Source organism: Micromonospora sp. NPDC005171 (genome assembly GCF_040608575.1).
Lineage (GTDB): Bacteria > Actinomycetota > Actinomycetes > Mycobacteriales > Micromonosporaceae > Micromonospora.
Map to the genome: position 1 here is coordinate 69826 of NZ_JBEXIM010000021.1, position 25392 is coordinate 95217.

Sequence of the window (25392 nt, forward strand, 5' to 3'; positions counted from 1 at the left end):
CGCTGGGTAGGTCGGCGGCGTAGCGTCGCGTTCGTGGAACCGGACGTGTTGGGGCCGCCGTACGAGCGGCAGACGATCGACCTGGGCACCGACGACGAAGGCCCCGTTGTCGCGACACTGGTCCGGCGGCGGGCCGAGCGCCCCACCGGGCGGGCCGTGCTCTACGTACACGGCTTCGTCGACTATTTCTTCCAGACCCATCTGGCCGACTTCTTCGCCGAGCGAGGCTGGGACTTCTACGCGCTCGACCTGCGCAAATACGGTCGCAGCCTGCTCCCGGGCCAGACCCCGAACTTCTGCCACGACATCAGCGACTACTTTCCCGAGCTGGACGCTGCCGCCGAGATCATCCGCAAGGACGACGGGCACGACACGCTGCTGACGATGGGCCACTCCACCGGCGGCCTGATCATCTCGCTCTGGGCGGACGCCCGCCGCGACACCGGCGTCATCGACGGCCTGGTCCTCAACAGCCCCTTCTTCGACCTGAACGCCCCCTGGGCGGTCCGTCGACCCCTCGCGGCCGCCGCGTCCCGGCTGGGCCGCAGGGCGCCGCACCGCATCCTCCCGTTCGGGCTGGGCACGGTGTACGGCGAGAGCATCCACTCCGACCACCGCGGCGAGTGGACCTATGACCTGGCGTGGAAGCCGCTGGCCGGGTTCCCGGTCCGGGCCGGCTGGCTGAACGCGATCCGCACCGGGCAGCGTCGGCTCCGCGCCGGGCTGGACATCCAGGTGCCGGTGCTGCTGGCCTGCTCGACCCGCTCCTTCCGGGGCACGAAGTGGCACGACAACGCGACGCTGGCCGACGCCGTGCTGGACGTCGAGCACATGGTCCGCTACGCGCCCCGCCTCGGCCGCCACGTCACACTGGCCCGTTTCGACGGCGGGCTGCACGACCTCACCCTCTCCGGCCCCGCCGTACGGAAGAAGGTCTTCGACGAGGTGGGCCGCTGGGCCGAGGCGTTCCTCGCCGCCGGCCCGACCGCCCCGGCCGACGCCCCACCGACCGACGCCGCGCGGCTCGACGCGGCCCCGGCTGACGCAGCGCCGACCGACGCGGCCCGAGCTGACGCCGCGCCGACCAACGCGTAGACGGCCGACGCGACGGGGGGCGACGCCCGACCGTGGGGTCGGGCCGGCGGCACGTGCTCCATCAGCTTCGTGAGCGCACGGACCCGGCGCTGCGGATCGCCCGCTGACCAGGCCGGAGGCGTGCGGCTCAGACGTCGCCGGGCGTCGCCGGCAGGACGGCTCGGATCCGGTCGAAGGTCGCCACCGGGTGCTCGCCGACGCCGGGCAGGACCAGGCCCAGGCAGTACGGGGAGACCTCACCGGTGGCGCCAGCCTGAACGATGAAGACCGGCGCGCCGACGTACCCCGGTGGCAGCTGCGTGGTGATCAGCACGGCGTCCCCATCGCGGACCACCCGCTCGATCGCGACCTCGAGCGGCCGTGACCCGTCTTCGCGTACGCCAAGGGCCAGCACGAAAGCCGAACTGGCGTCGGCGCCGAGGCGGGCGACAACCTCGGGCCCGGCGGCGATCTCCGCCGGCACCGGCTGGACGCGCCACCGCCAGCCGCCGTCGCCGGCGTACCGGTGCAGGCCGGCGGTCGGCAACACCGCGACCCCGTCGCCCGGGAAGCGGGCCCAACCGGGCACGATCTCGGCCTCGGCAACGACGGCCGGGGCCACCCCCGCCGGCTCGGTGACGCTCGACCGCAGGCCCAACTCTCCACCCGGCGCGCCCACCAGGTCAGCCGCCGTCAACAGCGACTCCCCCACCGGGTCGTCGCCGCCCTGAAAGAAGAAGGCGGTGCCGAAGTCACCCGAGGACCGGTACGGCAGGATGGCGCGACCGACGACCTGGCACAGCTCGTAGGCGACGTCGCTCTCGGCGTCGGAATCCAGCAACACCAGCCAAAGGTACGGTCCACGGCCGGGCCGGTCCGCGGTAACCCGGATGCCCGCCACGGGGCGAACGTGAGACCCTGCTCGGCAACGTGGACTCGGGCACCCTTTTCGCCGTCGGGCAGTGAGACGGCGGTACCCTCTGGGCGCGACATCCACGCCACACGCGCCCGTAGCTCAGCGGATAGAGCAGGGGACTTCTAATCCCAAGGCCGCAGGTTCGAATCCTGCCGGGCGCACAGGTACTTCTCTCAGCCGACTGGCTTCCGTGGAGCTATTCGTGGAGCCATCGAGCTACTGTCGGCCCTGTGGCAGGCGTGAAGCGGCAACGTGGCGAGATCATGAAGCTCCCCAGCGGATCACTCCGCGTGAGGGTCTACGCGGGCGTCGACCCGCTCACCGGCAAGCGGCACTACCTCACCGAAACGGTCCCGGCCGGTCGGAGCGCCGAGCGAGACGCGGAGAAGGTACGGACCCGCCTCCTTAACCAGGTCGACGAGAAGCGCAACCCGCGCACCCGCGCCACCCTGAATCAACTACTCGACCGATGGCTTGAGGTGGTGGACATCGAGCCGACCACCCGCATGGGCTATGAGAACAAGTTGAACAAGCATGTCCGCCCGGTGCTGGGCAAGCTGCCGGTTGGCCGCCTTGATGCCGAGACGTTGGAGTCGTTCTACGCGAGCCTGCGTCGCTGCCGCGACTGGTGCGGCGGCAAGGCCTACGTGAAGCACCGCATAGAAGGTGAGCACACCTGCACGGCGAAGTGCCGGCCGCACGTCTGCAAGCCGCTCAGCGCTTCGTCCGTGCGCCAGATTCACTGGATCCTCAGTGGTGCGCTCAGTCGCGCTGTCCGGTGGCGCTGGATCGCCGTGAATCCCGCCGGGCAGGCCGAACCGCCTGCGCCGCCGCATCCCGACCCGCAGCCGCCGAATCCGGCCGACGCAGCCCGAATCATCAATGAGGCATGGCGCGATCCGGACTGGGGGGCGCTGGTGTGGCTCGCCATGACGACGGGCACCCGGCGCGGCGAGCTGTGCGCGCTGCGTTGGCAGCATCTCGATCTGGTCGCCGGTGTGCTGACGCTGAGGCGCAGCGCCTACCTGGACGAACACGGCGAGCTGCGAGAGAAGGACACCAAGACGCACCAGCAGCGGCGGGTGGCCCTCGACCCGGAGACCATCGAGGTACTGCGTGAGCTGCACGGTCGGTACCTTGACCGCCTGGTGCGGCTCGACGCCGACGCGGACACTGCCGATTACGTCTTCTCCCCCGAGCCGGACAACAGCCGTGGCTACCGGCCCGACACCGTCACGCAGCGGTACAGCCGCCTTGCCATCCGACTCGGCATCGACAGCCACCTTCACGCGCTACGCCACTACTCGGCTACTGAGTTGATTAATGCGGGTGTCGACGTACGGACCGTCGCCGGGCGGCTGGGCCATGGTGGCGGTGGAACCACGACGCTGAGGGTATACGCAGCTTGGCTATCGGAATCGGACCAGCGGGCTGCGGGGACTCTAGCCGCTCGAATGCCGTCGCGGCCGAGAACACCGACGCAGCGCAAGCCGGGGAACAGCCCATATCAGACGCTCGCGGCTGAGTTGCGAGAGCAAATTTCCACCGGTCGGCTAGCGCCTGGCAACCAGATGCCCGCAGTTGCCAACCTAGCTAGTACTCATGGCGTCTCGGTCGGCACTGCTCACCGGGCCATAGCACTACTGACTTCCGAAGGACTCGTGAACGTTACGCGAGGGCGCCGGGCGGTCGTTGCCGAGCATATGGAAGCCCGTTCATAGGCTTCAAGACGGCCGACGGTCGCTCCCGCACGCTGCCCGCACCCCCTTTCCGCACTCCTCGGCGGGAGGAACCAAGCATGTCGGTAAGCCGACAGACCACCCTAGAGCCGAAGCAACTTGAGCATTATGTCCGAGTACGTCGTCTAAGGCTGACCCCGCCGTCGCTCGGAAGGTTGACTGTTTGACCATCGGACGGAAAAGATGGGTGACCAACGCGCGACGGGTAAAGCGCTAGTAGCACTGCACTTAGAAGCGCGTCATGGCACCACTGGAAATCGCCCGGCTTAGGGGGTAGCCATCGTGAACCTAGCGCCTCTCACGACGACATCCGGGCCAGTGCCAATGCTCCATCCTCGCCGCACCGCAGAGGTGAGCGTATGACCTCAACAATGTCCGGTTTTGAACACCTCAGCGGCAATGAGTGGCAAGACCTGTGCGTGCGGGTGCTGCATGCACATCATGGCGGCGGACAGTTCACCGAGGTCGCCGACCAAGAGGACGGGGACGCTGGCCTAGAGGGCTATTCTCTCGATGGCTGCGTCTACCAGTGCTATGCGCCGGAGAATGAACCACTTGACGCAAGCGCTCGGTACCGAAAGCAACGTCGCAAGATGACCACGGACGTAGGCAAGTTTATCGAAAACAAAGAGAAAATTACGAAGGTAGTGCCGCCGGGCTACCAGGCGAAAATGTGGATCCTGCTAGTGCCTGTCATTACCACCAAGCGACTTCTAGAACATGCCCACGCCCAGACCGTCCGATTGCGCGCCGAGGCGCTTCCATATGCGGATTCAAACATCGTGGTGATGCCGCACACACTCCGTTCCTACGAGGACGCGAAGCATAGGGTAATCGCTCGGCAGATAGAGAGACTGCAACTACCTCAGGTAGCCGCTCAAGACTTCCAAAGTATCGCGGATCCGCCGATTCAGACGATGAACGGCAAGTTGTCCCGTACGGCAGGATTCAACGACGCGAATAGGCGAAGTCGATTCATCGATCGCCTATTGACGAACTCCGTGGTAGGAAAAGAGCAGCGGGAATGGATCCGAGACCAATACTCAGAGTTGGGCACCGAATTAGAGGATCAACTCTCTGACCTTGAAGCACGCCTCGAAGCTCAGTACCCACTCGACCAGCCGAACCCCGACCACCTACTTGCAGCGATCCTGAGGGACACAGAGGAGGTCGTCTCCGGCGTGCTTAATGTACGTAAGTCTCAGGCACGCGTTCTGGCAGAGGGCCAGGTAGCTCAGTGGCTCATGGATTGCCCCCTGGATTTCCCGTGACAGCCAATCCCTCGCACTCGGACCGGCAAGATGAGAACCAGGCCGTCCTATGGGCGCTTACGGCCGCTGCATCAATGGCCGAGCCAGACGGCCTACAAATTCCCGCAGGGTTCCACGTGAGGCCCCGCGCAATGGACGCCCGGAGACGAATCGCATATCGAACTTCTCTGCTGGTGCTGGTGCTCTCACGGTTCAATGCCAGCGCCGCAAAGCTTGAACACGTACATCTCTTCATGTGGGCTACCCGCACCAAAAGAACCCGGAGAATGCTGTCGGCTTGGTGGGCTGGGCGGAGGTTCGCTACAACACAGCTACAGAGGACTGACCCTGACCTGCTCGTGACGGTCCGCCTCGCCATAGCAGATGGACTAGTCGGACTTAAGGGACAGAGCCGGCAACGCGTCTACCTGACAGATAAGGGTTCAGACCTCGCCGGCGCGATAGATCGAGAAGAAGAGATTTTTTCTGTCGAGAAAAGCTTTCTCTCGTCGTTCCCTCGACTCAGCGATGCCGCAGTCGCGCGCAACTTGGGAGTGATTGCAGAATGACCCTCATAGTTCGCGCCGTTCGCCTGCGCGTCAACACTAACGATGGTTCACTGGGACGAACGATACGGCTAAGCGCAGGGCTGAACCTAATCCAAGCTGGAAACAACCGGGGTAAGACCCAGGTCGTTCAGGGCATGATTTACGCGCTCGGCATGGAGAGGATGCTTAGAGCCCGCGCTCACGCCCCGCTCGGAAGTGCCCTTACTAGCGAAGCCATAGTTGCACGAGACGGCCAGGAATTCGCAAGCCCCGTCAGTTCTAGCTGGGTCGCAGTAGAACTAGAGAACGGTGATGGAGCGAACCTCACGGCGCAGCGCTACATAAAGCACCCAACTTTTCGTCCCGATCTCGTACGGGTATGGCGAGAGCCAGCAATCACTGGACCAGCGCCAAATTCTCGCCCCGAAGACTACTTTCTGCACTCGGCAGGAAGCGTCCAGGGCGAGCGCGGATTCCATAGACTTCTGATGAACTTTATCGGGTGGGACTTGCCAACAGTGGTGGATTACACCGGGAAGCCCATGCTGCTCTATCCAGACGTGGTTTTTCCGTTTCTCATCGTTGACCAGCAGGCGTGGGTGTCATCGGGACCCCGCAAGGTGGAGCGCTATCAAATCCGTGAACCAGTACGCCGCGCGGCGGAATTTCTCCTTGCTTTGGAAGGTCCCTTGGCGCGAAAGCGGCGAGACGAACTGGACCGCCGAATCAATGATTTACAGATTGACTGGACGTCGGCGCTGTCAGCGCTCCGGGGTCAGACCAGCGCGGTTGGCGGGCGCGTAGTTGGCGTCCCAGAGCGTCCAGCGGGGTCAGCCGCCAGGTCGACGCGTGTTCAGTCAACCGACCTTAACAGCGCAGTTCTCCAGGTTATTCGAGAAGGCGAGTGGCTTCCGGCCGAAGATTTGCTCCGTGACATAGATGTTGAGCTGACGGCCGCCGCCGCAGCCATTGAGGCTCCTCGGCCGAACAACCCAACCGACATCGGGCTTCGAGGCCAGATCGATGACGTGAAGGAAGAGCTCAATGACGTCTTGGCCGCAGCGCGCCTGCTCGAACAAGATCTGACACTAGCGGAGGCGCAGCTAGCAGCGCTAGATCGACGGATCGACAGCCTCCAAGAAGAGAGGGAGCGAAATAGGGATATCGCCACACTGATCCGACTCGGTAGCGAGACCTCAGCGCAGCATATTGCAGACCACAATTGCCCTACATGCAGACAGTCACTTGACGGGGTTGAGTCGGCTGAGCTCGGCCCAACGCTCGACGTTGGCGACACTATCGGCTTGCTCAATTCGCAGATTTCCACTGCAACCGCCATGAGAGATCGCTCGCGTTCGGTGGCAGACCAATCAGCGAACGCGTACGCCGCGATGCAGCGCGAGATCGACCACCTTCGTGTTCAGCTCCGCGCTCTTGAGTCTGATGCAGTAACTCCAGATCAAATCCCGAAGAGCGGCGATATTGCCAAGAGGATATCTTTGGAGCTGCGACGTGGCGAGATCCAGCGAACCATGGACTCGTTCGACACCAAGATAGGATCTCTTGACGAGATCGCAGGCGCAATCGCCGACGCTCGTAATGAGCTAAGCGAGCTCCCAGTCGGCCTATCCGACGGCGATGTCGCGGTATTGCGTTCAGTAGGTTCTCTCATGAGGCGACGCCTCCGGGCGTCGGGCTTTGGCAGCTATGACCCCGACCTTGTGCAGATTGACATGGACTCCTTGCAGCCAGCCCGGCAAGGCTTTGACGTCGACACCGATGCTAGCGCCAGCGACGTTGTGCGTATCAAGTTGGCTTACCTAGATTCAATTCGTCAGGTCGGGCTGGAACGCGGCGTACATCCGGGACTATTAGTACTTGATGAGCCACGACAGCAAGACATGGAGATTGAGGACTATGAGGCAGTTCTGCGCTACCTTGCCGACCAGCACGGCAGCAACACTCAGGTAATTGTTACCAGTACGACGGCGATGTCTCACCTTCGAACATCACTTGAGGGATCGGATGCGTCCTTCATCGAACTGGGCGAGGAAAGGCTGCTTGACTGGGACACGAGGAGCAATCACCTAGACCGCTGACTCCTAGCGCTACGCCCCTTAGGGCACATGGACAGGTAGTCGAGGGCCCTGCCCCGCCGCATCGGCTGGCTCCAGGTCAGTAATGATGGGCCAATGCGCTTGCTGGTGCTTGGCGGAACCTGGTTCGTGGGTCGCGCGGTCGTTGTGGCCGCTATGGAGGCTGGCTGGGAGGTGACGACGTTCAACCGAGGCACTTCCGGTCTCGCTCGTAAGGCCGTGCGATCCATTCACGGAGATCGAAATCGACCTCAAGATGTCGCCGCGTTGGCTACGGCTGGTCCCTGGGATGCCATCGTTGACACGTCTGGCTACGTACCAAGGAATACCCTCGACGTGGCGCACACGCTCACGCCCGCCGCTAGACGCTATATTTTCATGTCGACGGTCAGCGTCTACCGGGACTGGCCGGTCAAACCGCTCAGCGAGCGATCCGAGGTGCTCTACTGCCCGCCGGACGCCGGTCCTGAGTACGGCACCGACACCGAAGACGGTCCGACCCAGTACGGCTACCAGAAAGCCGGCTGTGAGGCTGCGACAGTCGCCGCGTTTGGAGCGGAACGAACGACGATCCTGCGACCTGGCGTAGTGCTCGGCCCACGCGAGTACGTGGGCCGCCTGCCCTGGTGGCTGCGGCGAGTGGCCGCTGGTGGCGATGTTCTGGCACCAGGCTCCCCCGACCGGTCCATTCAGCCAATTGATGTGCGCGACCTTGCTGCGTTCACGCTGCGCACAATCATCGACGGGTCGTCCGGTGCCTTCAACGTCTGCGCCCCCATCGACAGCGGAACCTTCGGCGGTCTCCTCGCGGACTGCGCCCATGCGACTCGGGCCGATGCCTCCTTCAAGTGGGTGCCCGATGACTTCCTGCTCGGGCAGGGCGTCCGACAGTGGTCCGAACTACCGCTCTGGCGCACCTTTGACGGTGTGTGGCGCGTCGACACGGCTGCCGCGCAGGCCGCCGGCCTCCGTACCCGGCCACTCGCCCTAACCGTGCGGGACACCTGGCGCTGGTTGGTAGACAGCGGGGAGGTCAGCAACCATGGCCGCGCCGCCGAGATCGGCATCGGCCGAGAGAAGGAAGCGCAGGTATTGGATGCCTGGCGCCGCTCAGGCGAGCGGCCGAGCTGAGGTATCCGACAGCCACGCCGCTATGCGCTCACGGAGCTGCTGCGCGTCGGCGTCGCCGTGCCATGTTGCCTCCTTCAGCAGCCGCTCGATGCGGGCCAGCCGGCCAGTCAGCGAGACATTGCGCTTGTGCGGTGGCAAGTCCAAGACGCTACGCAGAGCCTCGGCAGCGCCGTCCTTGTCCCGCATCTGGAGGTGCGCGGCAGCCACGTCGATGTTCGTACCGTTGATCTGCGAGTAGGGCCGGCGAGCTGCCGGCAACGCTTGAAAGACGCGCAGCGCTTCGCGCGCGTACCTCCCGGCCTGTTCCCCATTGCGGAGGTCAAGCCACGCAGCGGCGGCGCAGGCTGCGGCGCGTGCATCTCCGAATGCAAACTCACCACCGGTCGCCGTAGCCAGCTCATCGGGCCGGCCTTCTGCCGCCTCCCTGTCCCGCTGGGCAGCGTCCAAAACGGCAGCCACCGATGCAGGGTCATCGAGCAGGGCGTGGGAGCGAGCGGCGATGTAGCGCAGCCTGAGCTTTGGCTCGCCGTCAGGGGCCACACGCAGCGCTCGGCCGAAGTAACTCAGGGCGGCATCCGGCTCGTTACGCCAGTTCGCCAGCGTCATTTGCAGCCCGTAGGTCCATGTCCTTAACGACGCGTGGCCGGCAAGGTCAGCGTACTGGGTAGCCGCCCTGGCCAGTGCCGCAGACTCGTTCCAGTGCCCAAGGTCGAAAGCAGTAGAGGCCATGAGCGACGTGCCCTGCCCGACGACCACGAACAGGTCGGCCAAATCTCCCGGCCGCCGCGTCCGCTCGGCCAGTGCTCGCGCCTCGTCACGCAGCCGCCGAGCGCTTGAGAACGTGTCGAAGGCAGCCATTCCACCAGACCGCGCCAGCAGCCCCATGTCCTGCTGCAGTGCATCGATCGAGTCATGCGGCACGCCGATGCTCGACAGCAACGAGTCGTTAGCGATTGCATCAGCGGCGTCACTCACGACATCACCAACAGCACTGCCGCTGCCAGCACTTCCCCGCTTTTCGGCAACGTCGTTGAGACTTCGGAAGAATCGAGATCTCACCGCGTCCGAAAGCCGGTCGACTGCGGCGTCCAGCAACTCTTGGTTGCCGCTACCGGGCACGGTCTCCGGCCGGCTGTGCCAGTACGCAACCGTCCTGACGGCGATGCCCAGCCAGCCCGCGAACCCCTCGTTGGTCATCCCGGCGGCACCTTGCAGCGCACAGGCAAGGCGTCCAGTCCACTGATCCACCCTCGCCATGGGGTCTCCCGCGCCTGCGTTGCATCGGATTGCTGTTCGTTGCACCGACTTTGCATGGGCGCACCGTCCGACTTCGACTTCACTGGGTTCAGCGAGCCGGTAGGAACACCATCGTCAGACTACTGAGGAGACTCCCGTGGCTGAACCCCTTGCCCACGCTCAGGTGCGCCCCCGCTTCCGATCCGTCGCGGACACCGCCGCGATTCTTGGCATGTCGGAGGTGACTCTCTACCGAGCCATCCACGCCGGCCAGTTCCCGGCCATCAAGGTCCGGGGGCGCTTCGTGATCCCTGCCCGCGCAATCGACGACATGGAAGCGTCCGCGCTGGCTCACGGCCTGGTCGACGCCGGCAGCTACGCGTTGCCTGCCGCCGGCTAGCCGGCCCGCTTCGGACCCGGTGGCGCGGGCGGGATGTCATTCTCGCGTGCCAGCTTCCGGATGTACGCGCCGCTGAATGGCGACAACCGCTCAACCTCGGTCGGGCCGACACCCTCGCGGAGAGCACCGAGTACGGCCGCCACCACAGCCTCACGCGCGGATTCGTGAGCCGCCTCGGTCCGTTGGTACCGCTTCGTCGCTGCTGAGAGCACATCTCGGGCGTCACTCATCACACCAACATACCGCTACCCCCTTGCGCAACGGACCCGCGTATCGCTACCTTGTTGCGCAACAGAGGCGCGTTTCACCGGAGACGCCTCGAATTTTGGAAGGACACGACGTGACCAGCTCCGAAGATTTCCTCACAGCGGATCCATCCACCGCAGATCTGGTCGAGATCGAGCGGGAGTTGCCGCTGATTGAGGCAGAGGTGCTGCTGCTCGACGCGCAGATCGCCGTGCTGACCATCGACGGCAGCCCGAGCGATCTGGACTGGCAGCGGCTACGCCGAGCGCAGCGGCGGGTGCTCCGCGAAGCCCGCGCGCTTCTCACGAGCAAGTCCACCGGTCGAGCGGCATAGGCGGCAGCGGCGATGAGTCGGATTCGCGCCGCCTTCCATGACCCCCATGGGGCGCGCTACGGCATCCCCACCTATTGGTGGAAGGGTGCTCCGCCCGGCTACGCCACCCGCCGTCAACTGACCGCCGCCGGCCTGCGCCCCGGTGGTCAACCCGTCGCCGCTCAGGTCCTCTGGCAAGGGGTCGGCGGCACCCGCACCGCCTACCTCTACCGCCTCGACCTCGCCGCCCCGAAGCGCACCGCGACCCCCGCGCAGCGCACCGCGATCGGCAAGGCACTCACGGCCCGCCGGACCTGCCGTACCTGCGGCACGGTGCGGCCGTACTTCATCCCGCGCTCGCTGGGCGAATGCCTCGCGTGCGCCTTCCCCCAGGAGGACGCAGCATGACCGCCCCGACCATCAACGGCACCCGCTACCCCCAACCGATCGAGGACCTGTTGCCCGCCGCCCGGGATCTGGACCTGCCGGACGGGGAGGCGTTCCCCTCGCGTAACCGGCTGATGCGGGAGTTCCGCATCGGCGCACCGAAGGCCGGTGAACTGCTCGCGCTGCTCAAGACCATGTCTGCCGCGCCGCTGGCCGACACCACCGCGCCGGGCACCCCGGACCCGGCACCCGCCCTGGCCGCACCCGAGCCCGCGCCGCCGGTCGTGCCGGATCCGACGCCCGCGCCGGAGATCACGCCGCCGACGCCGCCGGTCGAGGTCGCGCCGGTCAGTCGCCCGGACACGCCCACCCCGCCCGCGCCGGCCCGGTCGGCGGTGGTGTGGCCGGTGGTGCTGCTGGCCCTGCCGGCGTTCGTGGCGATCTGGTCCGGGTGGGTTGGCCTCGGCGGACTCACCGGGTTTGGCATCGTGCACCCGCTACCCGGGATCTGGGACAGCTTCTCCATCAACTCGGCGATCACGCTGCCGATCGGGGTGGAGACGTACGGCGCGTACGCGCTCTACGTGTGGCTGTCGGGTCGGGTGCCGGACCGGGCGCGGACGTTCGCCAAGTGGTCCGCCCTCGGCTCCCTCGCCATCGGCGCGCTCGGCCAGGTCGCCTACCACCTGTTGGAGGCCGCCGGAGTCACCTCGGCCCCGTGGTGGATCACCACCGCCGTCGCGTGCCTGCCGGTCGCGGTGCTCGGCATGGGCGCCGCACTCGCGCACCTCGTCCGCACTCAGGACTAGTCCCGCCCGGCGGCACGGCCCTCGTGGCCTGGAAACCCGTGCCGTGCCGCCGGCCCTCAACCCCGACCCTCACGGATCAGATGGAGGAACACCCATCATGACGTCCCCCCGCGACGATGACCGATTCGACTGGCAGGCCGCCGAGAACGACCTGACCGACCCCACCACCGGCCCGGATGCCGACGTGGTCGACCTGGACGCCGCCCGGTCCCGGCGGCAGGCACCCAGCACCCCCGATGACGACAGCGACCCGGGCGACACCGGCCCTCGTTTGGTGGATTCGCCGGCCGCGCAGCGGTCCCCGCGTTTCAGCATCGCGGGGTTGCAGGACGCGAAGCGGCGGCGGATCGTGCCGGCGTGGCTGCGCTCGCGCGCCGAGCTGCGCGACGCCGCCCGCTGGACGATCGGGCACCTGTTCCACGCCGCAGCGTTCCACCTGACCCGCACCCCGAAGTACGCCGGCAAACTCGCCTGGCGGGCGCCGCGCGGCGCGGGCCGACTGCTCGGCGGGTGGGGTCGCTGGCTGTTCGACCTGCAAGGCGAGCACGTGCGCCAGTTGACGGCGGACAAGGGCGACGCCGAGATGTACCTCAAGGTGTCGCGGCTGCGTGACCAGCGGGTCCGGTGGCGCGGGTTCATCACCGCCGCCGTCGTCCTGGGTGTGCTGCCGGCGTTGGGTATCGCCTATGCTCTCGCCCCGGCCGAGGCCCGCTACGCCACCCTCGCCGCGCTACTGGCCGGGCTCGGTGCGCTGGGCCGTCCGGCGGATAAGCCGCTGCTCGACACCGCCGTGGTGGTGCCCCGCGTGCAGAAGCTCACCTCGGATGTGGTGGTGCGGGCGTTGGGCAACCTCGGGATCACCGGCATCAACCAGGCGCTGTCCAAGGGCAATCGGGGCAAGGACTGGTTCCCCGCACCGATCACCCGCGATGGCCCCGGCTGGCGCGCCGATGTGGAGTTGCCCAACGGTGTCACCGCGACCGAGGTCATCGAGAAGCGGGAGAAGCTCGCCGCCGGCCTCTCCCGCCCGCTCGGGTGTGTGTGGCCGGAGGGGCAGCCGGAGGTGCACCCCGGACGCCTCGTGCTCTGGGTTGGGGATCAGGACATGTCCAAGGCGCGTAAGCCGGTGTGGCCGCTGCTCAAGGCCGGCAGCGTGGACCTGTTCCGGCCGCAGCCGTTCGGCACCGACCCGCGCGGCCGCTGGGTCGACCTCACGCTGATGTTCATGGCCATGGTCATCGGTTCCATTCCCCGAATGGGCAAGACGTTCACCCTGCGGGAGGTGCTGCTCATCGCGGCGCTCGATCCGCGTGCGGAGATCCACGCGTACGACCTCAAGGGCACCGGCGACCTGTCGGCGTTGGAGCAGGTCGCGCACCGCTACCGCGCCGGGGAAGAGGACGAGGACATCGAGTACGCCGTGGCCGGGATGCGGGAGCTGCGCGAGGAACTGCGCCGCCGCGCCAAGGTGATCCGCGACTTGCCCCGCGACCTGTGCCCCGAGAACAAGGTCACCCCTGAGCTGGCCTCGAAGAAGTCGCTTGGCCTGCATCCGCTGGTCGTCGGCGTGGACGAGTGCCAGAAGTGGTTCGAGCACCCCGAATACGGCAAGGAACTGGAAGCGATCAGCACCGACCTCGTGAAGCGGGGGCCGGCGCTCGGGATCATCCCGGTGTTTGCCACCCAGCGGCCGGACGCCAAGAGCCTGCCGACCGGCATCTCGGCGAACGCGTCGACCCGGTTCTGTCTCAAGGTGATGGGGCAGACTGAGAACGACATGGTCCTCGGCACGTCGCAGTACAAGCAGGGCATCCGGGCGACCATGTTCGCCTGGACGGACAAGGGCACCGGCTACTTCGTCGGTGAGGGCGCCGACGCGAGGATCACCACCACCGTCAACATCGACGGCCCCCTCGCCGAGAAGATCGCGGCCCGCGCCCGCACCGCCCGCGAGGTCGCTGGACGGCTGACGGGGCACGCCCTCGGTGAGCAGCCCGCCAAGGTGCAGTCGCTGTCCTACAACCTGCTCGACGACATCACCGCCGTGGTGCCTGCCAGTGAGGCCAAGGTGTGGTGCCGCACCGTCGCCGCCCGGCTGGCCGAGCTGCGGCCCGAGGTTTACACCGGGTGGGACGGGGAGCAGGTGACCGTCGCCTTGAAGCCGTTCGGGGTGAAGGTCGGGCAGACGTGGGGCACCGACCCGGACACCGGCAAGGGAGCGAACCGGGGCGGCTTCGAACGCGCCGCGATCATCGCCGCGATTGCGGAGCGTAACCGAAAGCGCGACGCGAGCTAACCCCGGATCGGTCCTAGGTCTAGGAGCGGGCACCTCCTAGACCTAGGACCGCCCCTAGGACGCCATCCCAACCGTGATCAGGACGCTAGGAATCTAGCGGCCTCCCCCAACCACACCCGAAAACCGGCCTTGGAGGCTGTCATGGACCCCCGCGACCTGCTAGCCACCGCTCCCTGCCTCATCCTCGCCGCGCTCACGCTCGGTTACCTCGTCCTGTGCGTGGCTGCGCCGTTCGGACGCTGCCGCACCTGCAAGGGCACCGGCCGCAAACACTCCACCATCGGCCGACTGCGGCGCGAGTGCCGCCGCTGCGCCGGGACCGGGCTGCGGCTGCGCGTCGGCCGACACGCCATCAACCACATCAAAGACGAGTACCAAGCGGCCAAGCGATGAACCGCCGACCACGCGACGGGCACACCGACTGGTGCGGCAAAGACCACCGCTGCGGCCTCGGCGAGCACCGATCCGACGAAATCGTGGTCAACGTCGCCGGCCGCTCCCGCGCCGTCCTCGTCAGGGTGCGCACCGCCGCCGGCCGCGAGCACGCCGAGGTGCGCGTCAGGGTCGCGCTCGCCCCGGGCGAAGTGGCGGCGCGGCGGCAGTTGGTGGGGCTGCTCGGTGACCTGCGGGAGACGGTGACCCGCGCCGCCATCGCGAGCCGCCCCCGACCTCGGCGGGCCGCCTAATGCCCGCCGCGCGCCGCGACGGCCCATCCCCGCGTGACGCCCGGCTGTCCGGATTGGAGGTGTGGCTCACCGGCACGCCGGCCGAGCTGGACGCCGTCACCGCCGCCTTGGCCGACGCCGGGCACCTCACGCAGCACGGCGCCCGCCGGCCACTGACCGGCACCGACGCCGGCCGCTACCGCCTCTATCTACGCCTGAACGTCGCCGCCGGCCGGCGGCGGCCCACCGGCACCCCGGACGTCTCCGGCGGCGCGCTGATCGACCTCACGGCCGCCCGCGCCGCCCGCCGCCCGGCCTGACCCATCCCCCCGAGCCTCGGGAGATTCCCCATGCCTGACCTTTTGGCGGCCGCGCTCGCGCACGCTGCGCGCGGCTGGCACGTGTTCCCCCTGCGCCCCGACAACCGGTCCGACGACCCGGACCACGCCAAGCGGCCCGCGTTTCCCAACCGCTGCACCGCCGAGCACTGCAACCGCACCGACCCGCGCTGCCGCGCCGCCGGCCGGCACGTCGGCTGGGAGGAACGCGCCACCACCGACCCGCAGCGCATCCGCCGGGCGTGGTCGACCCGCCCCTACGGCATCGGCATTGCCTGCGGCCCGTCCGGGCTGGTCGTGGTCGACCTCGACGTGCCCAAGCACGCCGACGACACCCCACCGCCACGGTGGGCCGGAGCGTGTGACGGCCTGGACGTGTTCGCCACCCTCGCCGCCGGGCACGGCGGCATCGACGCCACCTACACCGTGACCACGGCCAGCGGCGGCAGCCACCTGTACTACCGCCACCCCGCCGGGCCGGAGCTGCGCAACACCACCGGCGACCGAGGCGGCCTCGGGTGGAAGGTCGACACCCGCGCCCACGGCGGCTACGTCGTCGCCGCCGGCAGCACCACCGCCGGCCACCCCTACTCCGTGGCGCTGGACTGCGACCCGGCGCCACTGCCCACATGGGTCGCCGGGCTGCTCGCACCCACCCCGCGACCCGCGCACCGGCCCGTCCCGGTGGCGCTGCCGCCGGACCGGCGCGGCGCGTACCTCGCGGCCGCGATTCGTCGGCAGGTCGCTCACCTCACCGCCGCGCCAGAGGGGCAGCGCAATCACGCCCTGTTTGCCTCGGCGGTGGCGCTCGGGCAGCTCGCCGCCGGGGGTGCGCTTACCGACGACGACGTGACCGCCGTGCTGCAACCCGCCGCGCTGTCGCTCGGCCTGCCCGCTGGGGAAGTCGCCCGCACGATCGCGTCAGGGCTGCGGACCGGGGCGCGCAACCCGCGCCGCCTGACCATGGGGCGGGCGGCATGAGCGGGATCGGTGACAACCCGAGTTGTCGCCGCGCGCCCCAGCTCCACGCGACGACGGGCCATGTCGCCGAGCACGCCGCCGCGCTGGCCGCCGCGCAAACCCCCTCGGATGCCCTCGCCACGCTGGCCGCGCTGGAAGCCGCGTGCCGAGAGGCCCGGGAGTGGATCGCGGTCGACGCGGTGCTCATCGACGGGTGGTCGTATGCCGACGTGGGCCGGGCAATGGGCACCACCCGGCAGGCAGCCAGCAAGGCATACGCCGATGCCGTCAACACCCGGATGCGCCGCACCGTCATGGGCCGAGACGACGCGGTGGTGATCGTGCCGTGCGGCGTGGCCAAGCTCGACCGACCCGCCCCTGCCGGGCGCATGTACACCGGCAGCTACCACCGCGCATGCAGGCGCGCGGCGGACCGAATCGGCGGACGGCTGCTCATCCTGTCCGCCCGCTACGGGCTCCTCACCCCGAACACCGAGATCGAGCCATACGAGCTGCGCATGGGCCAACCCGGCGCGGTAAGCGTGCCGACCATCCGCGCGCAAGCACGCCGGCTCGGCATCGACATGGCCGGCACCGTGACCGTGCTCGCCGGCCGCGACTACGCCGACCCCATCACAGCGGTATGGCCCCACGCCCGCCGGCCACTGGACGGCACACGCGGCATGCCCGAACAGATGGCCGTGCTCGCCGAGCTGGCGCGCACGCCGACAACCCCGGTTGTCACCAATCGACACACGGAAGGACTCGCCGCATGAGCACCCGCTTGCAGATCGGCTCCGGCCCCGAAACCATCCGCGTGCTCAAAGCCGCGCTGGTCGACGGGCTGCTCCCCGACACCTACGTGTCCGCCGGTTCCCTCGTGCACATGGAAGCCGTATCCGGCGGCCTAGCCACCGCCGCCGACGAAGACTCCCCGCTGCCGGTGTCGGCCAGCATGGTCAACCCCGCCGGGCTGGCCGGGCTGCTGGCCGAGCACGCTTACGTGTACCGGCTCAAGACCCGCAAGAGCGACACCGGAGATCCCGAGGTCTACGAAGACGAGGTGACCCCACCTCGGGACATCCTGTCGTCCGTGCTGGCCGGGAAGACGTGGCCGGGCGTGCCGCCGCTGCGCGGGATCATCGGTGCCCCGGTGCTGCGCCGTGACGGCACCCTGCTCCAGCAACCCGGCTACGACCCAGCGACCGGCCTCTACCTGGCGTCCAAGGTGGCGCTTCCCCCAGTGCCGGACGAACCGACCCCGGAGCAGGTAGACGAGGCGCGCACGTTCCTGCTCGGCCGGTTCCTGCGGGACTTCCCATGGGCATCCGCCGCTGACCGGGCGAACTACGTGGCGCTGCTGGCCACGCCGATCCTGCGGCACTTCACCCGCTCCCTGACCCCGTTCGCGCTGATCGACGCCACCATGCCCTCATCCGGTAAGACGATCCTGACGGCCGGGCCGGGGATGCTCTACGGGCAGCGGGTCATGACCTGGGCCTACTCCGATGAGGAACTGCGCAAGTCCATCACGGCGGTGCTGGCCGAGCAGGTGGGCGTGGTGATCTGGGACAACCTGGCCGAGGGCACCGTCATCGACTCGGCGGTTCTCGCCCAGCTCGTTACCTCCGGCGTGTGGTCCGACCGGCAGCTAGGTGCGTCGCGCAACGTTGCCACCGTCAACGACCGGCTGTGGATGGCCACCGGCAACAACCTCCAGGTCGGCGGGGACATGGCTTCCCGCACGGTGCGGGTACGGCTCGATCCGGATATGCCCCGACCCGAGCTGCGCGACCAGCGCGGGTTCGGCATTCCGCACCTTGACCAGTGGATCACCGACCCGGCGAACCAACTCACCGTGTTGTGGCACCTGTTGGTGCTGGTGCTCGATTGGACGCGGCGGGGTGCACCTCGGGTATCGGGGTTGTCGATGCGGCAGTTCACCCCGTGGGCGCAAGCCCTCGGCGGGTTCCTGGCGCATCACGGGATCGACGGGTTCCTGACCAACGCGGCTGACATTCGTGAGATCGATGAAGATGAAACGCGCTGGCGCGCGTTCCTCACTTGCTGGCACGACCGCCACGGCGGCCGTGCGATGACCGCCGCCGAACTGCGGCAAGACGGCGAGCCGATGCACCTCGGCAGCGACGTGAACGACCCGTGGGATGGGCAGTTCATCACCACCCACAACGGGCGGCTGCCCAACCCGCTGCAACTCGGCCGACTCCTGACCGGGCAGGCCGGGCGGTGGCGCGGCGAACACGTCGTGCGCGCCGGCCGCAACGACCGGGGCGACCGGTCCGTGTTCTGGGTCGAGCGGCACGAGGGGTGAAACCCGCTGAACCATCTCCGCATCTCCGCAACGCCGCACCGACCCCTTAACACCAGGGAAAACACTCTGCGGAGATCAGAACCAGGAGGACTATCGATCTCCGCATCTCCGCAACCAACTGCGGAGATCCCACCTCTTTGCGGAGATGAACCCTCACCACCTCCGACTATCTCCGCAAGCATTTGCGCAGCTCATAGCCATGTTTGCGGAGATGCGGAGATGCGGAGATGGTTCAGCCCCATGACACCGGTTCGCGCATCGTGAGCTGCACACAACCAGCCGCTCGGCGGCGGGCCCGTCGGCCAAGTGCGGGACCCAGGGCGGCACGATCAACTGTCGTGGGTGGCTCGTAGTCTGCGTCACGTGGGAAGCATCGGTCTGACGCCCGGAGACATCAGGTCCCGAGAGGACATCAAGCGCGACTGGGGCGGAGGCATCCAGGGCGGCATCATCCCGTCCGACACGACACCCAACGTCTTCATCTACTCGGACCCTGCGGAAGCTGAGCGGTATGGCTACCACTGGGACGGCCCGTCGAAGGACGTAAACGGCGCCCCTCTCTTTCTCTATACCGGGACCGGGAACTACGGCGATCAGTACATCACTGGACTGAACGGCTCTGTGCTACGCCATAAAGAGCACGGCCGTAGCCTGCATCTGTTCCTGTTTTATAGCGACCGACCACAGGGCGGCAAACTCCACACCTATGTCGGCGAGTACGAGGTGGACTCCGACCTCCCCTACGTCCGGGAGGATGGCCTGGATCGCGCGAACGAACAGCGATCGGCAGTCGTATTCCGGCTCAGGCCGGTTGGTTCCGTACTACCCGATGCATCAGCCCAGCATTCGGCCGCAGACGTGTCCGTCGGCGAGAGCAGACTCGTTCCGGTTGAGAGCGTCAACGTCACGGGATTCGACCGCGACCCTACCCAGGGCGGCACTGCTCGGCGTCGAGAAGCAGAGCTCTCCGATAGGTACTTAAAGTACCTTGTTGGGCTTGGCCACGATGTCAAAAACTGTGTTGTCCGGCCGCGGGGTGTTCTGCGTGACCTTCGCACGGACTTGTTCGATGTCACCGCCAACGAACTGTATGAGGCCAAGGGAACAGCAACCCGTAATGCTGTCCGGCTTGCAATAGGGCAACTCTTCGACTACCGGCGCCTCATCGAGTCAAAGGACGCCACGCTCACAGTGCTCTTGCCCGAACGACCCGCGGATGACCTGATCGCGCTTTTGCGCTCCTGCAACATAGGGTGCGTGTACGAGAGCGGCAGAGGCAACTTCGTCCGTGAGTAACAACCGAAGGCCATCACAGAACCAAGAGCGCTTGTCGGCATCACACGAGGGGCGGCCCTTTCGGCTTGTTCAGGGCCGACTGCCCGCGGCTGGCCGCCGGCTTCACCGCTCCGTAGGCGCTTTCTCTTCAGCACGCGGTTCAGGAAACCCCGGCCTTCCGCGTCACATGGCCCCGCCACCTGCCTCCGCCCCCACTGGCAGCGTTGATCCCGTCGGGCACATTGTCGGTCTGAGTCGACCCTAGGGCGTCCGAGATCCTCGCTGAATCAGCCCGGCATGGAACCACTGGATCAGCGTAACTGCTACCGACACGGCCACCTTGGCTTCGTCGATTGATACGTTGCCTGGTGCTGAAGGCTGCCCGCCGTGACGGTCATGCTGTCCATGCCACAGCATCCGTAGCATGTTAATGATGACGCCCGGCGACGAAGCGGAGTCGTGCTCGCGCTCCATCGGCAGCCGCCAGTCCCCTTGGTCTTCAAGCTGCTTGAGCATCGTTCCGAGCGTCGCCCTTGAATTTGTGGGTGACACGACGGGGATAGCAGCGTCTTCGACAGCCAAGATGGCCAACCGATACGCCTCGCTGGCATTGGGGGTAAGCCCGTAAAGCTCTTCCCATGCCTTGGCAAGGCGGACTCCGGCTCGCCCTGCTCGCGCCATCACAGAATCGGCAGCAACCTGCACCCCCATAGGCACGCGGCGCGTCAGGCCCGGATGACCTGCTCTGGCGCCGATCTCATATGCCGATTTGCTGCGCTCCAGCAATGCACCAAGCTCCTCTGAGCTCGCGTGGCAGCCGTGCGCAAGGAGGTAGTCCGCAATCTGGAGGGGTGCAGGATGCGTACGTAGTGCGGCCATCAACGTCTTGATCTGCCACTGGCCGAATGTGTAGTCGGTCTCCGTCGCGCGGATGTTACTCAGGGGGATCTTAAGGACCTGGCACATGCTCTCTGCCAAGTCCGTGTCCGCCATATGCACTCTTCCACTTCCGTCGTCATAGCGAGCCATGACGGTCAGCGCGCCTCGAATCCATGTCCAAAATGGCGGGCTCATCCACACTGGGAGACCATCGTGGAGGGCGTCATATTCGGCGACTTGTTCCTCCGTATCGACACCAAGAGGTCGCCACGCTTCTTCGATCACGCGCCCGATTATTCCACGCCAGGGCACCCGACACGACCTCGTGACGGCATGCAATCCCGTCCTAGCGCCATGTCATGCGGACCCTGTCAGTTCGTGCGGATGCTGGGGGTTGGTCATTCGCCTGCTCGGCTAGCCCGGTCGATGGCAGGCGGATGGCCCGCGGCCCGGTCAGGGCCGCCTTGATCGAGGTACAGCGACCCTGGAGCATCTCCCCGGCGCCAAGCCCACTTGGAGCCAGTCAGCACGCAGAGTCACCGCATCAAGTTCCTTCTATCCCGTCTACGAACAGCACCATGGAGCTATTCGTGGTGCGAAATACAGTCAACAACGGAAGGCAGGGAGGCCAGGGGGTGAGTTTCCGCAGCTAGTGAAGGCTCTGAAACTAGAGATGGGTGAGTGAATGCCACTTCTAATCCCAAGGCCGCAGGTTCGAATCCTGCCGGGCGCACCCACCTCACCGCAGGTCAGCGGCTTTCCGCTCCCGGTCGAGACGATCACCACGGCCTCCGTGCAGCGGTCAACGGTCTCAGCCCACGCGGTTCGGGTTGCTGAGAGCCTCCCACTCCTCAGGGCTGGGTGGGTATGACGCCCAGTACGGAAGGTAGAACGGCCGGCGCGGTGGGTCGGCCACCGTGAAGGGCTTGAACTCCGGGTCCGCGATCACGCGGTAGACGAACTCCGCCGTCGACATGTCGAACTGGTGCCACGGCTCATCCGCCTCCCGTCGGCAGACCACCGGCCACCGTTCCGGCTCCACCGCGCTGTCCACCAGCCAGTAGTAGTCGCCCTCGGTGACGTCGAGGCCCCACTGGACCAGCCCTGGTCCGGCGTCCGGCCCGTAGACCGCGTACGGCTCGTGGATCTGAGCGCCGAACGTACTCTGAGCTGACACCTGACGACCGCCGTGCCACATCGACAGCAACGGCGTTCCGAAGTGCTCGTCCGTCGGCCGCAGCAGGCTGAGGTAGCCCCAGAACGCCCCCGACACGAACCGCCGGCTCAACTCCTTGAAGTCAGCGGGCAGCGCAATGCCGAGCTCGGCCTCTACGTGCTCCCATTCAGAACCTTCAGCAGCCTGGCGCCATCCGGTTGCTTCGACGATCCGGTCTGTCCACACACATCCCGATGGTAGAAGGCTCGGCCGTACCGCCGTGCGTACCGCCGGGACTGTCAGCTGGCGCCGACGCTTGCCGACAACGGCAGGCGGGCTGACCAGGGGCGAGGCCACCTGACCAGCTACCCACCACCGCATCCAACGGCTACATCCAGCACCGACAGTCGTCCCGCCCGGAGCGCCGTCACCTGCTCGGCTGTCAGTCCGTAGTACGACAGGAGCGGATCACTCGTCTTCCGACGGTTGACGTGCACGAAACATCCGTGCCAACTGCCGCGACCAATCATCTCGGCGTCCGGGAAGCCCGGATCACTCGTTGTCGCGCCGATGACGAGTCCGGGCCCTGACACGCGGCGAAGGACCTTGCCATCCGGAGGCCCGACGAAGACCGCGACTGCGGCGCGATCCTCGGCAGGCGCCGAGCCAGGGTCGATGAGGTCGCGCACTCGCTCGTAACCGCGCACGTCGACCTGGGACACATAGCGTTGAGCCGAGGTCTCAACGGGGTCCCTCAACTTGAGCACGCCGAAACAGCAGCCGGCAACCGCGACGAACGCCAGCAGCCAGAGTCGTCGGCGTCTCGAACGCACCGGGAGGCGTCCGTCAGGCGGCATCGGCGGGTCCAGGCACGACGACACAGTAGGCCAACCCAGGGTTTCTCGCTTCCGGTTCGATCGTCGCGCGGGGTGATCGCGGTCTGGTGTCGTGTCGAATGCGGGCCTGCTCGACGCCATGGACTGGCGTATTCACCAGCTGGAACCTGACGGACCTGATCACCACCAGCGAGTCAGGGATCCACCGCGCTGATAGCGTCGAGTTGTGTCGATGTTCCCCACTCCCCAGGTAATCCTCTTCTCTGAGGACGTTCCGCGCGCGGCCAAGTTCTACGCCGATCTCGGCTTCACCGAGACCTTCCGGGTGCCACGTGAAGGCGAGCCGATCCACATCGACCTCATGCTCGACAGCTACAAGATCGGCATCGCGTCAGTGGCCTCCACCCGCGACGATCACGGGCTCGACCCCGTGCCCCGGGGCCAGCGGGCCGCCGTGATCCTCTGGACCGACGACACCGCCGCCGCGTACGCCGACGTCACGGCGAAAGGCGCCCCCACACTTGCCGCACCGCACCGGTGGCTCGACCGCCTGCTGATCGCCTGGACCGCCGACCCGGACGGCAACCCGATCCAGATCGTCCAACAGCTTGAGAGCCTGGACGGGTGATGACCGTGCCGCATCAGAGCACCTACGTCAGCGACAGGTAGGCGCGCCTGCTTCGCACGAAGCGCCCGGCAGGTGTCTACGCACGGCCCGGCCTACGGCGTTGATAGGGCGTGACGTTCGAGGAGTACGCGTTCGCTCGCACTTCGGCGCTGGTGCGGCTGGCCCGGCTGCTGACCGACGACGAGCACCGGGCCGAGGACCTGGTTCAGGAGGTCCTCGCCCAGGCGTACCCCCGGTGGGGCCGCATCACACGGACGGATCGGCCGGACGCCTACGTCCGGCGCATGCTCGTCAACACCCACAACTCGTGGTGGCCTCGGCGCAGCAGCCGGAAGATCTCCGTCGCCGCGGTGCTCGATCGGGCTGGCAAGGTGGACGAGGCCGCCGGGGTCGCCCGAGCGCGACGCACTGTGGCGGCTGGTCCGTGATCTGCCGCCACGTCAGCGCACCGTGATCGTGCTGCGCTACTAGCCGAGCCGCGCGGCTGGCCCGGTGCCTTGTTCGGGGGCCAGGAGCAGGCGCTCCACCCCGGTGATCCGCAGCACCCGCTGGGTGATTCCCCCGGCGCCTCTGATCGAGAAGCGGGAGCCGACCCGGGCAGCGCGGTCCCGTGCCAGCAGGAGTACGCGCACACCCGCGGCGCTGAAGAAGCCCACGCCGGTCAGGTCGCAACAGACATCGGGATGGCTGTCGATCGCGTTCATCAGGGCCGCGCCCAGGCGTGGTGCGGTGTCCATGTCGACGTACCCGACCGGGGCGACAACCAGCCGGTCAGCCGAGATGGTCGAGGACAGGTTCGTGGGCTCGGTGTGGCGAGTCACCTGGAACGACGGCCCGGAGGAGTCCAGCTCAAGAAGAAAACCGTCCCGCCGACTCCCGGCGAGCACCGCTGGCGTGACCTGCCCGACGCGGTAACTGTCGACGCGGGTCTCGGAGAACCAGGAACGCTCAGTCATAGGAGCACACACGCCTCTTGTCGAAATCCGTAACAGGATTGGCGCATGGCTTGACCAACCTTCACGATAACGGGCTGGGCAGTCGGCCGCCAGTCGGCACGTCCGTCCTTGGCCGAGGTCAGCCGGCGCCGCGCTGTGGGCCGCCATTTCCCGCAGCACCGCAGCCCGGTTTCCGAACATCTATGGCGGGTTGCCCGACCCACCGCGATCACGCTTGAGACCCGGCGGTCGGGTGGCCCTCTCCACCAGCGCGGCGGCGACCTCCCGCAGTTTGCGGTTGGAGTCCTGGGAGACCTTCGCGAGAACGGCGAACGCCTCGTCGGGGGTGCAGCGGCGTTCGCCCATGATGATGCCCTTGGCCTGCTCGATGACGGCCCGGCTCTGCATTGCCAACTGCATCTGCGCGGCCAGGGTGGCGGTGGCGTCGTAGAGCCCGATCGACAGTGAGCTGTGTGCTCCGCCCTGCACGGCTCGGGCCGCCCACCGCGGCCAGCGGACCTCCTCGGACATGTTCGGGACGGAGACGACGGCGGATTCCCTGGCCGCCGCCAGACATGGGCCCTGGCCGTACTCGTACTGCAGTTCGTCGAGTCGCAGCGCCATCTCGCCGCTGAACGCGGCGGTGTGCGCACCCTCCTGCTTGATCAACGTCACCGACACCTCCTCCGCGCCGGGGATCGTGCGTCGTGCCAACTCGGAGACCTGGGTCAACACCCCAGACAGGTCGGTTTCGCCGAGCTTGATCTGGCCGAGTTCGAAGATCGCCGCATTGGGGTCAATGGGATGCTGTGCTCTCCGAAGGTGCAGCCGGATCGGCTCGGGCGCACTCGTTTGCCCCCCCCCCCCCCCCCCCCCCCCCGGGGGGGGGGGGCGCGCCGGACGCAGAGGGAGAGCGGAGGGGAGCGGAGCATGAGGAATGGTATAAG

General features: G+C 67.1%; 27 protein-coding genes and 1 tRNA gene. 21 read left to right on the top strand and 7 right to left on the bottom strand.

The window, feature by feature from the left end; translation table 11 throughout:
- Window positions 1-33: 33 nt before the first annotated feature.
- Window positions 34-1095, top strand: a complete 1062-nt coding sequence (locus ABZU74_RS22685; RefSeq protein ID WP_355427157.1) for an alpha/beta hydrolase — start codon at window positions 34-36, stop codon at window positions 1093-1095.
- A gap of 127 nt (window positions 1096-1222) precedes the next feature.
- On the opposite strand, the gene ABZU74_RS22690 is transcribed toward ABZU74_RS22685, so the two are convergent.
- Window positions 1223-1918 (bottom strand): hypothetical protein, encoded by a 696-nt coding sequence (locus ABZU74_RS22690; protein WP_355427160.1) that lies wholly within the window; start codon window positions 1916-1918, stop codon window positions 1223-1225.
- Window positions 1919-2078: 160 nt separating this feature from the next.
- On the opposite strand from ABZU74_RS22690, the gene ABZU74_RS22695 reads away from it, so the two are divergent.
- The 6 genes from ABZU74_RS22695 to ABZU74_RS22720 all read left to right on the top strand — a co-directional run bounded on the left by ABZU74_RS22695 (window position 2079) and on the right by ABZU74_RS22720 (window position 8754).
- Window positions 2079-2151: transfer RNA gene (locus ABZU74_RS22695), tRNA-Arg, on the top strand.
- Window positions 2152-2220: 69 nt separating this feature from the next.
- Window positions 2221-3711 carry a tyrosine-type recombinase/integrase gene (locus ABZU74_RS22700; protein ID WP_355427163.1) on the top strand — a complete coding sequence of 497 codons (1491 nt, stop codon included), beginning with the start codon at window positions 2221-2223 and terminating at the stop codon, window positions 3709-3711.
- 377 nt (window positions 3712-4088) lie between these two features.
- Window positions 4089-5000 (top strand): hypothetical protein, encoded by a 912-nt coding sequence (locus tag ABZU74_RS22705; RefSeq protein ID WP_355427166.1) that lies wholly within the window; start codon window positions 4089-4091, stop codon window positions 4998-5000.
- Between the two features lie 179 nt (window positions 5001-5179).
- Entirely contained in the window at window positions 5180-5548 is a 369-nt protein-coding gene (locus tag ABZU74_RS22710) for a hypothetical protein (protein ID WP_355427169.1), read from the top strand.
- Window positions 5549-6015: 467 nt separating this feature from the next.
- The gene (locus ABZU74_RS22715; RefSeq protein WP_355427172.1) at window positions 6016-7626 is read left to right on the top strand and encodes a hypothetical protein; all 1611 of its coding nucleotides are present in this window, start codon (window positions 6016-6018) and stop codon (window positions 7624-7626) included.
- 93 nt (window positions 7627-7719) lie between these two features.
- Entirely contained in the window at window positions 7720-8754 is a 1035-nt protein-coding gene (locus tag ABZU74_RS22720) for an NAD-dependent epimerase/dehydratase family protein (RefSeq protein ID WP_355427175.1), read from the top strand.
- Here the strand turns inward: ABZU74_RS22720 and ABZU74_RS22725 are convergent.
- The gene (locus tag ABZU74_RS22725) at window positions 8734-9951 is read right to left on the bottom strand and encodes a hypothetical protein (protein WP_355427178.1); all 1218 of its coding nucleotides are present in this window, start codon (window positions 9949-9951) and stop codon (window positions 8734-8736) included. The genes ABZU74_RS22720 and ABZU74_RS22725 overlap by 21 nt on opposite strands.
- Before the next feature lie 196 nt (window positions 9952-10147).
- Between ABZU74_RS22725 and ABZU74_RS22730 the strand changes: the two genes are divergently transcribed.
- The 12 genes from ABZU74_RS22730 to ABZU74_RS22785 all read left to right on the top strand — a co-directional run bounded on the left by ABZU74_RS22730 (window position 10148) and on the right by ABZU74_RS22785 (window position 20032).
- Complete coding sequence (locus tag ABZU74_RS22730) at window positions 10148-10390, top strand: helix-turn-helix domain-containing protein (RefSeq protein WP_355427181.1); 243 nt, start codon at window positions 10148-10150, stop codon at window positions 10388-10390.
- A 340-nt stretch (window positions 10391-10730) separates the two neighbouring features.
- The gene (locus ABZU74_RS22735) at window positions 10731-10970 is read left to right on the top strand and encodes a DUF6284 family protein (protein ID WP_355427183.1); all 240 of its coding nucleotides are present in this window, start codon (window positions 10731-10733) and stop codon (window positions 10968-10970) included.
- A 12-nt stretch (window positions 10971-10982) separates the two neighbouring features.
- Window positions 10983-11357 carry an RRQRL motif-containing zinc-binding protein gene (locus tag ABZU74_RS22740; protein WP_355427186.1) on the top strand — a complete coding sequence of 125 codons (375 nt, stop codon included), beginning with the start codon at window positions 10983-10985 and terminating at the stop codon, window positions 11355-11357.
- A complete protein-coding gene (locus ABZU74_RS22745; RefSeq protein WP_355427188.1) occupies window positions 11354-12145 on the top strand; it encodes an ABC transporter permease in 792 nt (263 codons plus the stop codon). The genes ABZU74_RS22740 and ABZU74_RS22745 overlap by 4 nt, the downstream gene beginning before the upstream one ends.
- A 97-nt stretch (window positions 12146-12242) precedes the next feature.
- A complete protein-coding gene (locus ABZU74_RS22750; protein WP_355427191.1) occupies window positions 12243-14441 on the top strand; it encodes a cell division protein FtsK in 2199 nt (732 codons plus the stop codon).
- 141 nt (window positions 14442-14582) lie between these two features.
- Window positions 14583-14834: a hypothetical protein gene (locus ABZU74_RS22755; RefSeq protein ID WP_355427194.1), complete on the top strand. Its 252-nt coding sequence runs from the start codon at window positions 14583-14585 to the stop codon at window positions 14832-14834.
- The gene (locus ABZU74_RS22760; protein WP_355427197.1) at window positions 14831-15127 is read left to right on the top strand and encodes a hypothetical protein; all 297 of its coding nucleotides are present in this window, start codon (window positions 14831-14833) and stop codon (window positions 15125-15127) included. The genes ABZU74_RS22755 and ABZU74_RS22760 overlap by 4 nt, the downstream gene beginning before the upstream one ends.
- Complete coding sequence (locus ABZU74_RS22765; protein WP_355427200.1) at window positions 15127-15426, top strand: hypothetical protein; 300 nt, start codon at window positions 15127-15129, stop codon at window positions 15424-15426. The genes ABZU74_RS22760 and ABZU74_RS22765 overlap by 1 nt, the downstream gene beginning before the upstream one ends.
- A gap of 30 nt (window positions 15427-15456) precedes the next feature.
- Window positions 15457-16425 carry a bifunctional DNA primase/polymerase gene (locus ABZU74_RS22770; RefSeq protein WP_355427202.1) on the top strand — a complete coding sequence of 323 codons (969 nt, stop codon included), beginning with the start codon at window positions 15457-15459 and terminating at the stop codon, window positions 16423-16425.
- Window positions 16422-17180: a DUF6884 domain-containing protein gene (locus tag ABZU74_RS22775; protein WP_355427204.1), complete on the top strand. Its 759-nt coding sequence runs from the start codon at window positions 16422-16424 to the stop codon at window positions 17178-17180. The genes ABZU74_RS22770 and ABZU74_RS22775 overlap by 4 nt, the downstream gene beginning before the upstream one ends.
- Window positions 17177-18736 carry a hypothetical protein gene (locus ABZU74_RS22780; RefSeq protein WP_355427207.1) on the top strand — a complete coding sequence of 520 codons (1560 nt, stop codon included), beginning with the start codon at window positions 17177-17179 and terminating at the stop codon, window positions 18734-18736. Before ABZU74_RS22775 ends, ABZU74_RS22780 begins: the two co-directional genes overlap by 4 nt.
- Before the next feature lie 363 nt (window positions 18737-19099).
- A complete protein-coding gene (locus tag ABZU74_RS22785; RefSeq protein ID WP_355427210.1) occupies window positions 19100-20032 on the top strand; it encodes a hypothetical protein in 933 nt (310 codons plus the stop codon).
- A gap of 240 nt (window positions 20033-20272) precedes the next feature.
- Here ABZU74_RS22785 and ABZU74_RS22790 read toward each other — a convergent pair whose 3' ends face one another.
- From ABZU74_RS22790 to ABZU74_RS22800, 3 genes are all read right to left on the bottom strand, one after another.
- The gene (locus ABZU74_RS22790) at window positions 20273-21175 is read right to left on the bottom strand and encodes a hypothetical protein (RefSeq protein ID WP_355427213.1); all 903 of its coding nucleotides are present in this window, start codon (window positions 21173-21175) and stop codon (window positions 20273-20275) included.
- 526 nt (window positions 21176-21701) lie between these two features.
- Window positions 21702-22292 carry a hypothetical protein gene (locus tag ABZU74_RS22795; RefSeq protein ID WP_355427216.1) on the bottom strand — a complete coding sequence of 197 codons (591 nt, stop codon included), beginning with the start codon at window positions 22290-22292 and terminating at the stop codon, window positions 21702-21704.
- Between the two features lie 119 nt (window positions 22293-22411).
- Window positions 22412-22879 (bottom strand): hypothetical protein, encoded by a 468-nt coding sequence (locus ABZU74_RS22800; RefSeq protein ID WP_355427219.1) that lies wholly within the window; start codon window positions 22877-22879, stop codon window positions 22412-22414.
- A 235-nt stretch (window positions 22880-23114) separates the two neighbouring features.
- Between ABZU74_RS22800 and ABZU74_RS22805 the strand changes: the two genes are divergently transcribed.
- Entirely contained in the window at window positions 23115-23510 is a 396-nt protein-coding gene (locus ABZU74_RS22805) for a VOC family protein (protein WP_355427253.1), read from the top strand.
- Window positions 23511-23620: 110 nt separating this feature from the next.
- Window positions 23621-23938: a sigma factor gene (locus tag ABZU74_RS22810; RefSeq protein WP_355427222.1), complete on the top strand. Its 318-nt coding sequence runs from the start codon at window positions 23621-23623 to the stop codon at window positions 23936-23938.
- Window positions 23939-23977: 39 nt separating this feature from the next.
- Here the strand turns inward: ABZU74_RS22810 and ABZU74_RS22815 are convergent, their stop codons facing one another.
- Window positions 23978-24466, bottom strand: a complete 489-nt coding sequence (locus ABZU74_RS22815; RefSeq protein ID WP_355427225.1) for an STAS domain-containing protein — start codon at window positions 24464-24466, stop codon at window positions 23978-23980.
- Between the two features lie 180 nt (window positions 24467-24646).
- The gene (locus ABZU74_RS22820) at window positions 24647-25246 is read right to left on the bottom strand and encodes a GAF and ANTAR domain-containing protein (RefSeq protein WP_355427256.1); all 600 of its coding nucleotides are present in this window, start codon (window positions 25244-25246) and stop codon (window positions 24647-24649) included.
- Window positions 25247-25392 lie beyond the last annotated feature (146 nt).

Excerpts from the sequence above, each read along its gene's own strand:
- ABZU74_RS22750 (WP_355427191.1), top strand. The coding sequence starts at position 12,243 with ATGACGTCCCCCCGCGACGATGACCGATTCGACTGGCAGGCCGCCGAG.
- ABZU74_RS22705 (WP_355427166.1), top strand. The coding sequence starts at position 4,089 with ATGACCTCAACAATGTCCGGTTTTGAACACCTCAGCGGCAATGAGTGG.
- ABZU74_RS22770 (WP_355427202.1), top strand. The coding sequence starts at position 15,457 with ATGCCTGACCTTTTGGCGGCCGCGCTCGCGCACGCTGCGCGCGGCTGG.
- ABZU74_RS22755 (WP_355427194.1), top strand. The coding sequence starts at position 14,583 with ATGGACCCCCGCGACCTGCTAGCCACCGCTCCCTGCCTCATCCTCGCC.
- ABZU74_RS22720 (WP_355427175.1), top strand. The coding sequence starts at position 7,720 with ATGCGCTTGCTGGTGCTTGGCGGAACCTGGTTCGTGGGTCGCGCGGTC.
- ABZU74_RS22780 (WP_355427207.1), top strand. The coding sequence starts at position 17,177 with ATGAGCACCCGCTTGCAGATCGGCTCCGGCCCCGAAACCATCCGCGTG.
- ABZU74_RS22765 (WP_355427200.1), top strand. The coding sequence starts at position 15,127 with ATGCCCGCCGCGCGCCGCGACGGCCCATCCCCGCGTGACGCCCGGCTG.
- ABZU74_RS22725 (WP_355427178.1), bottom strand. The coding sequence starts at position 9,951 with ATGACCAACGAGGGGTTCGCGGGCTGGCTGGGCATCGCCGTCAGGACG.
- ABZU74_RS22815 (WP_355427225.1), bottom strand. The coding sequence starts at position 24,466 with ATGACTGAGCGTTCCTGGTTCTCCGAGACCCGCGTCGACAGTTACCGC.
- ABZU74_RS22760 (WP_355427197.1), top strand. The coding sequence starts at position 14,831 with ATGAACCGCCGACCACGCGACGGGCACACCGACTGGTGCGGCAAAGAC.
- ABZU74_RS22775 (WP_355427204.1), top strand. The coding sequence starts at position 16,422 with ATGAGCGGGATCGGTGACAACCCGAGTTGTCGCCGCGCGCCCCAGCTC.
- ABZU74_RS22715 (WP_355427172.1), top strand. The coding sequence starts at position 6,016 with ATGAACTTTATCGGGTGGGACTTGCCAACAGTGGTGGATTACACCGGG.
- ABZU74_RS22745 (WP_355427188.1), top strand. The coding sequence starts at position 11,354 with ATGACCGCCCCGACCATCAACGGCACCCGCTACCCCCAACCGATCGAG.
- ABZU74_RS22740 (WP_355427186.1), top strand. The coding sequence starts at position 10,983 with ATGAGTCGGATTCGCGCCGCCTTCCATGACCCCCATGGGGCGCGCTAC.
- ABZU74_RS22805 (WP_355427253.1), top strand. The coding sequence starts at position 23,115 with ATGTTCCCCACTCCCCAGGTAATCCTCTTCTCTGAGGACGTTCCGCGC.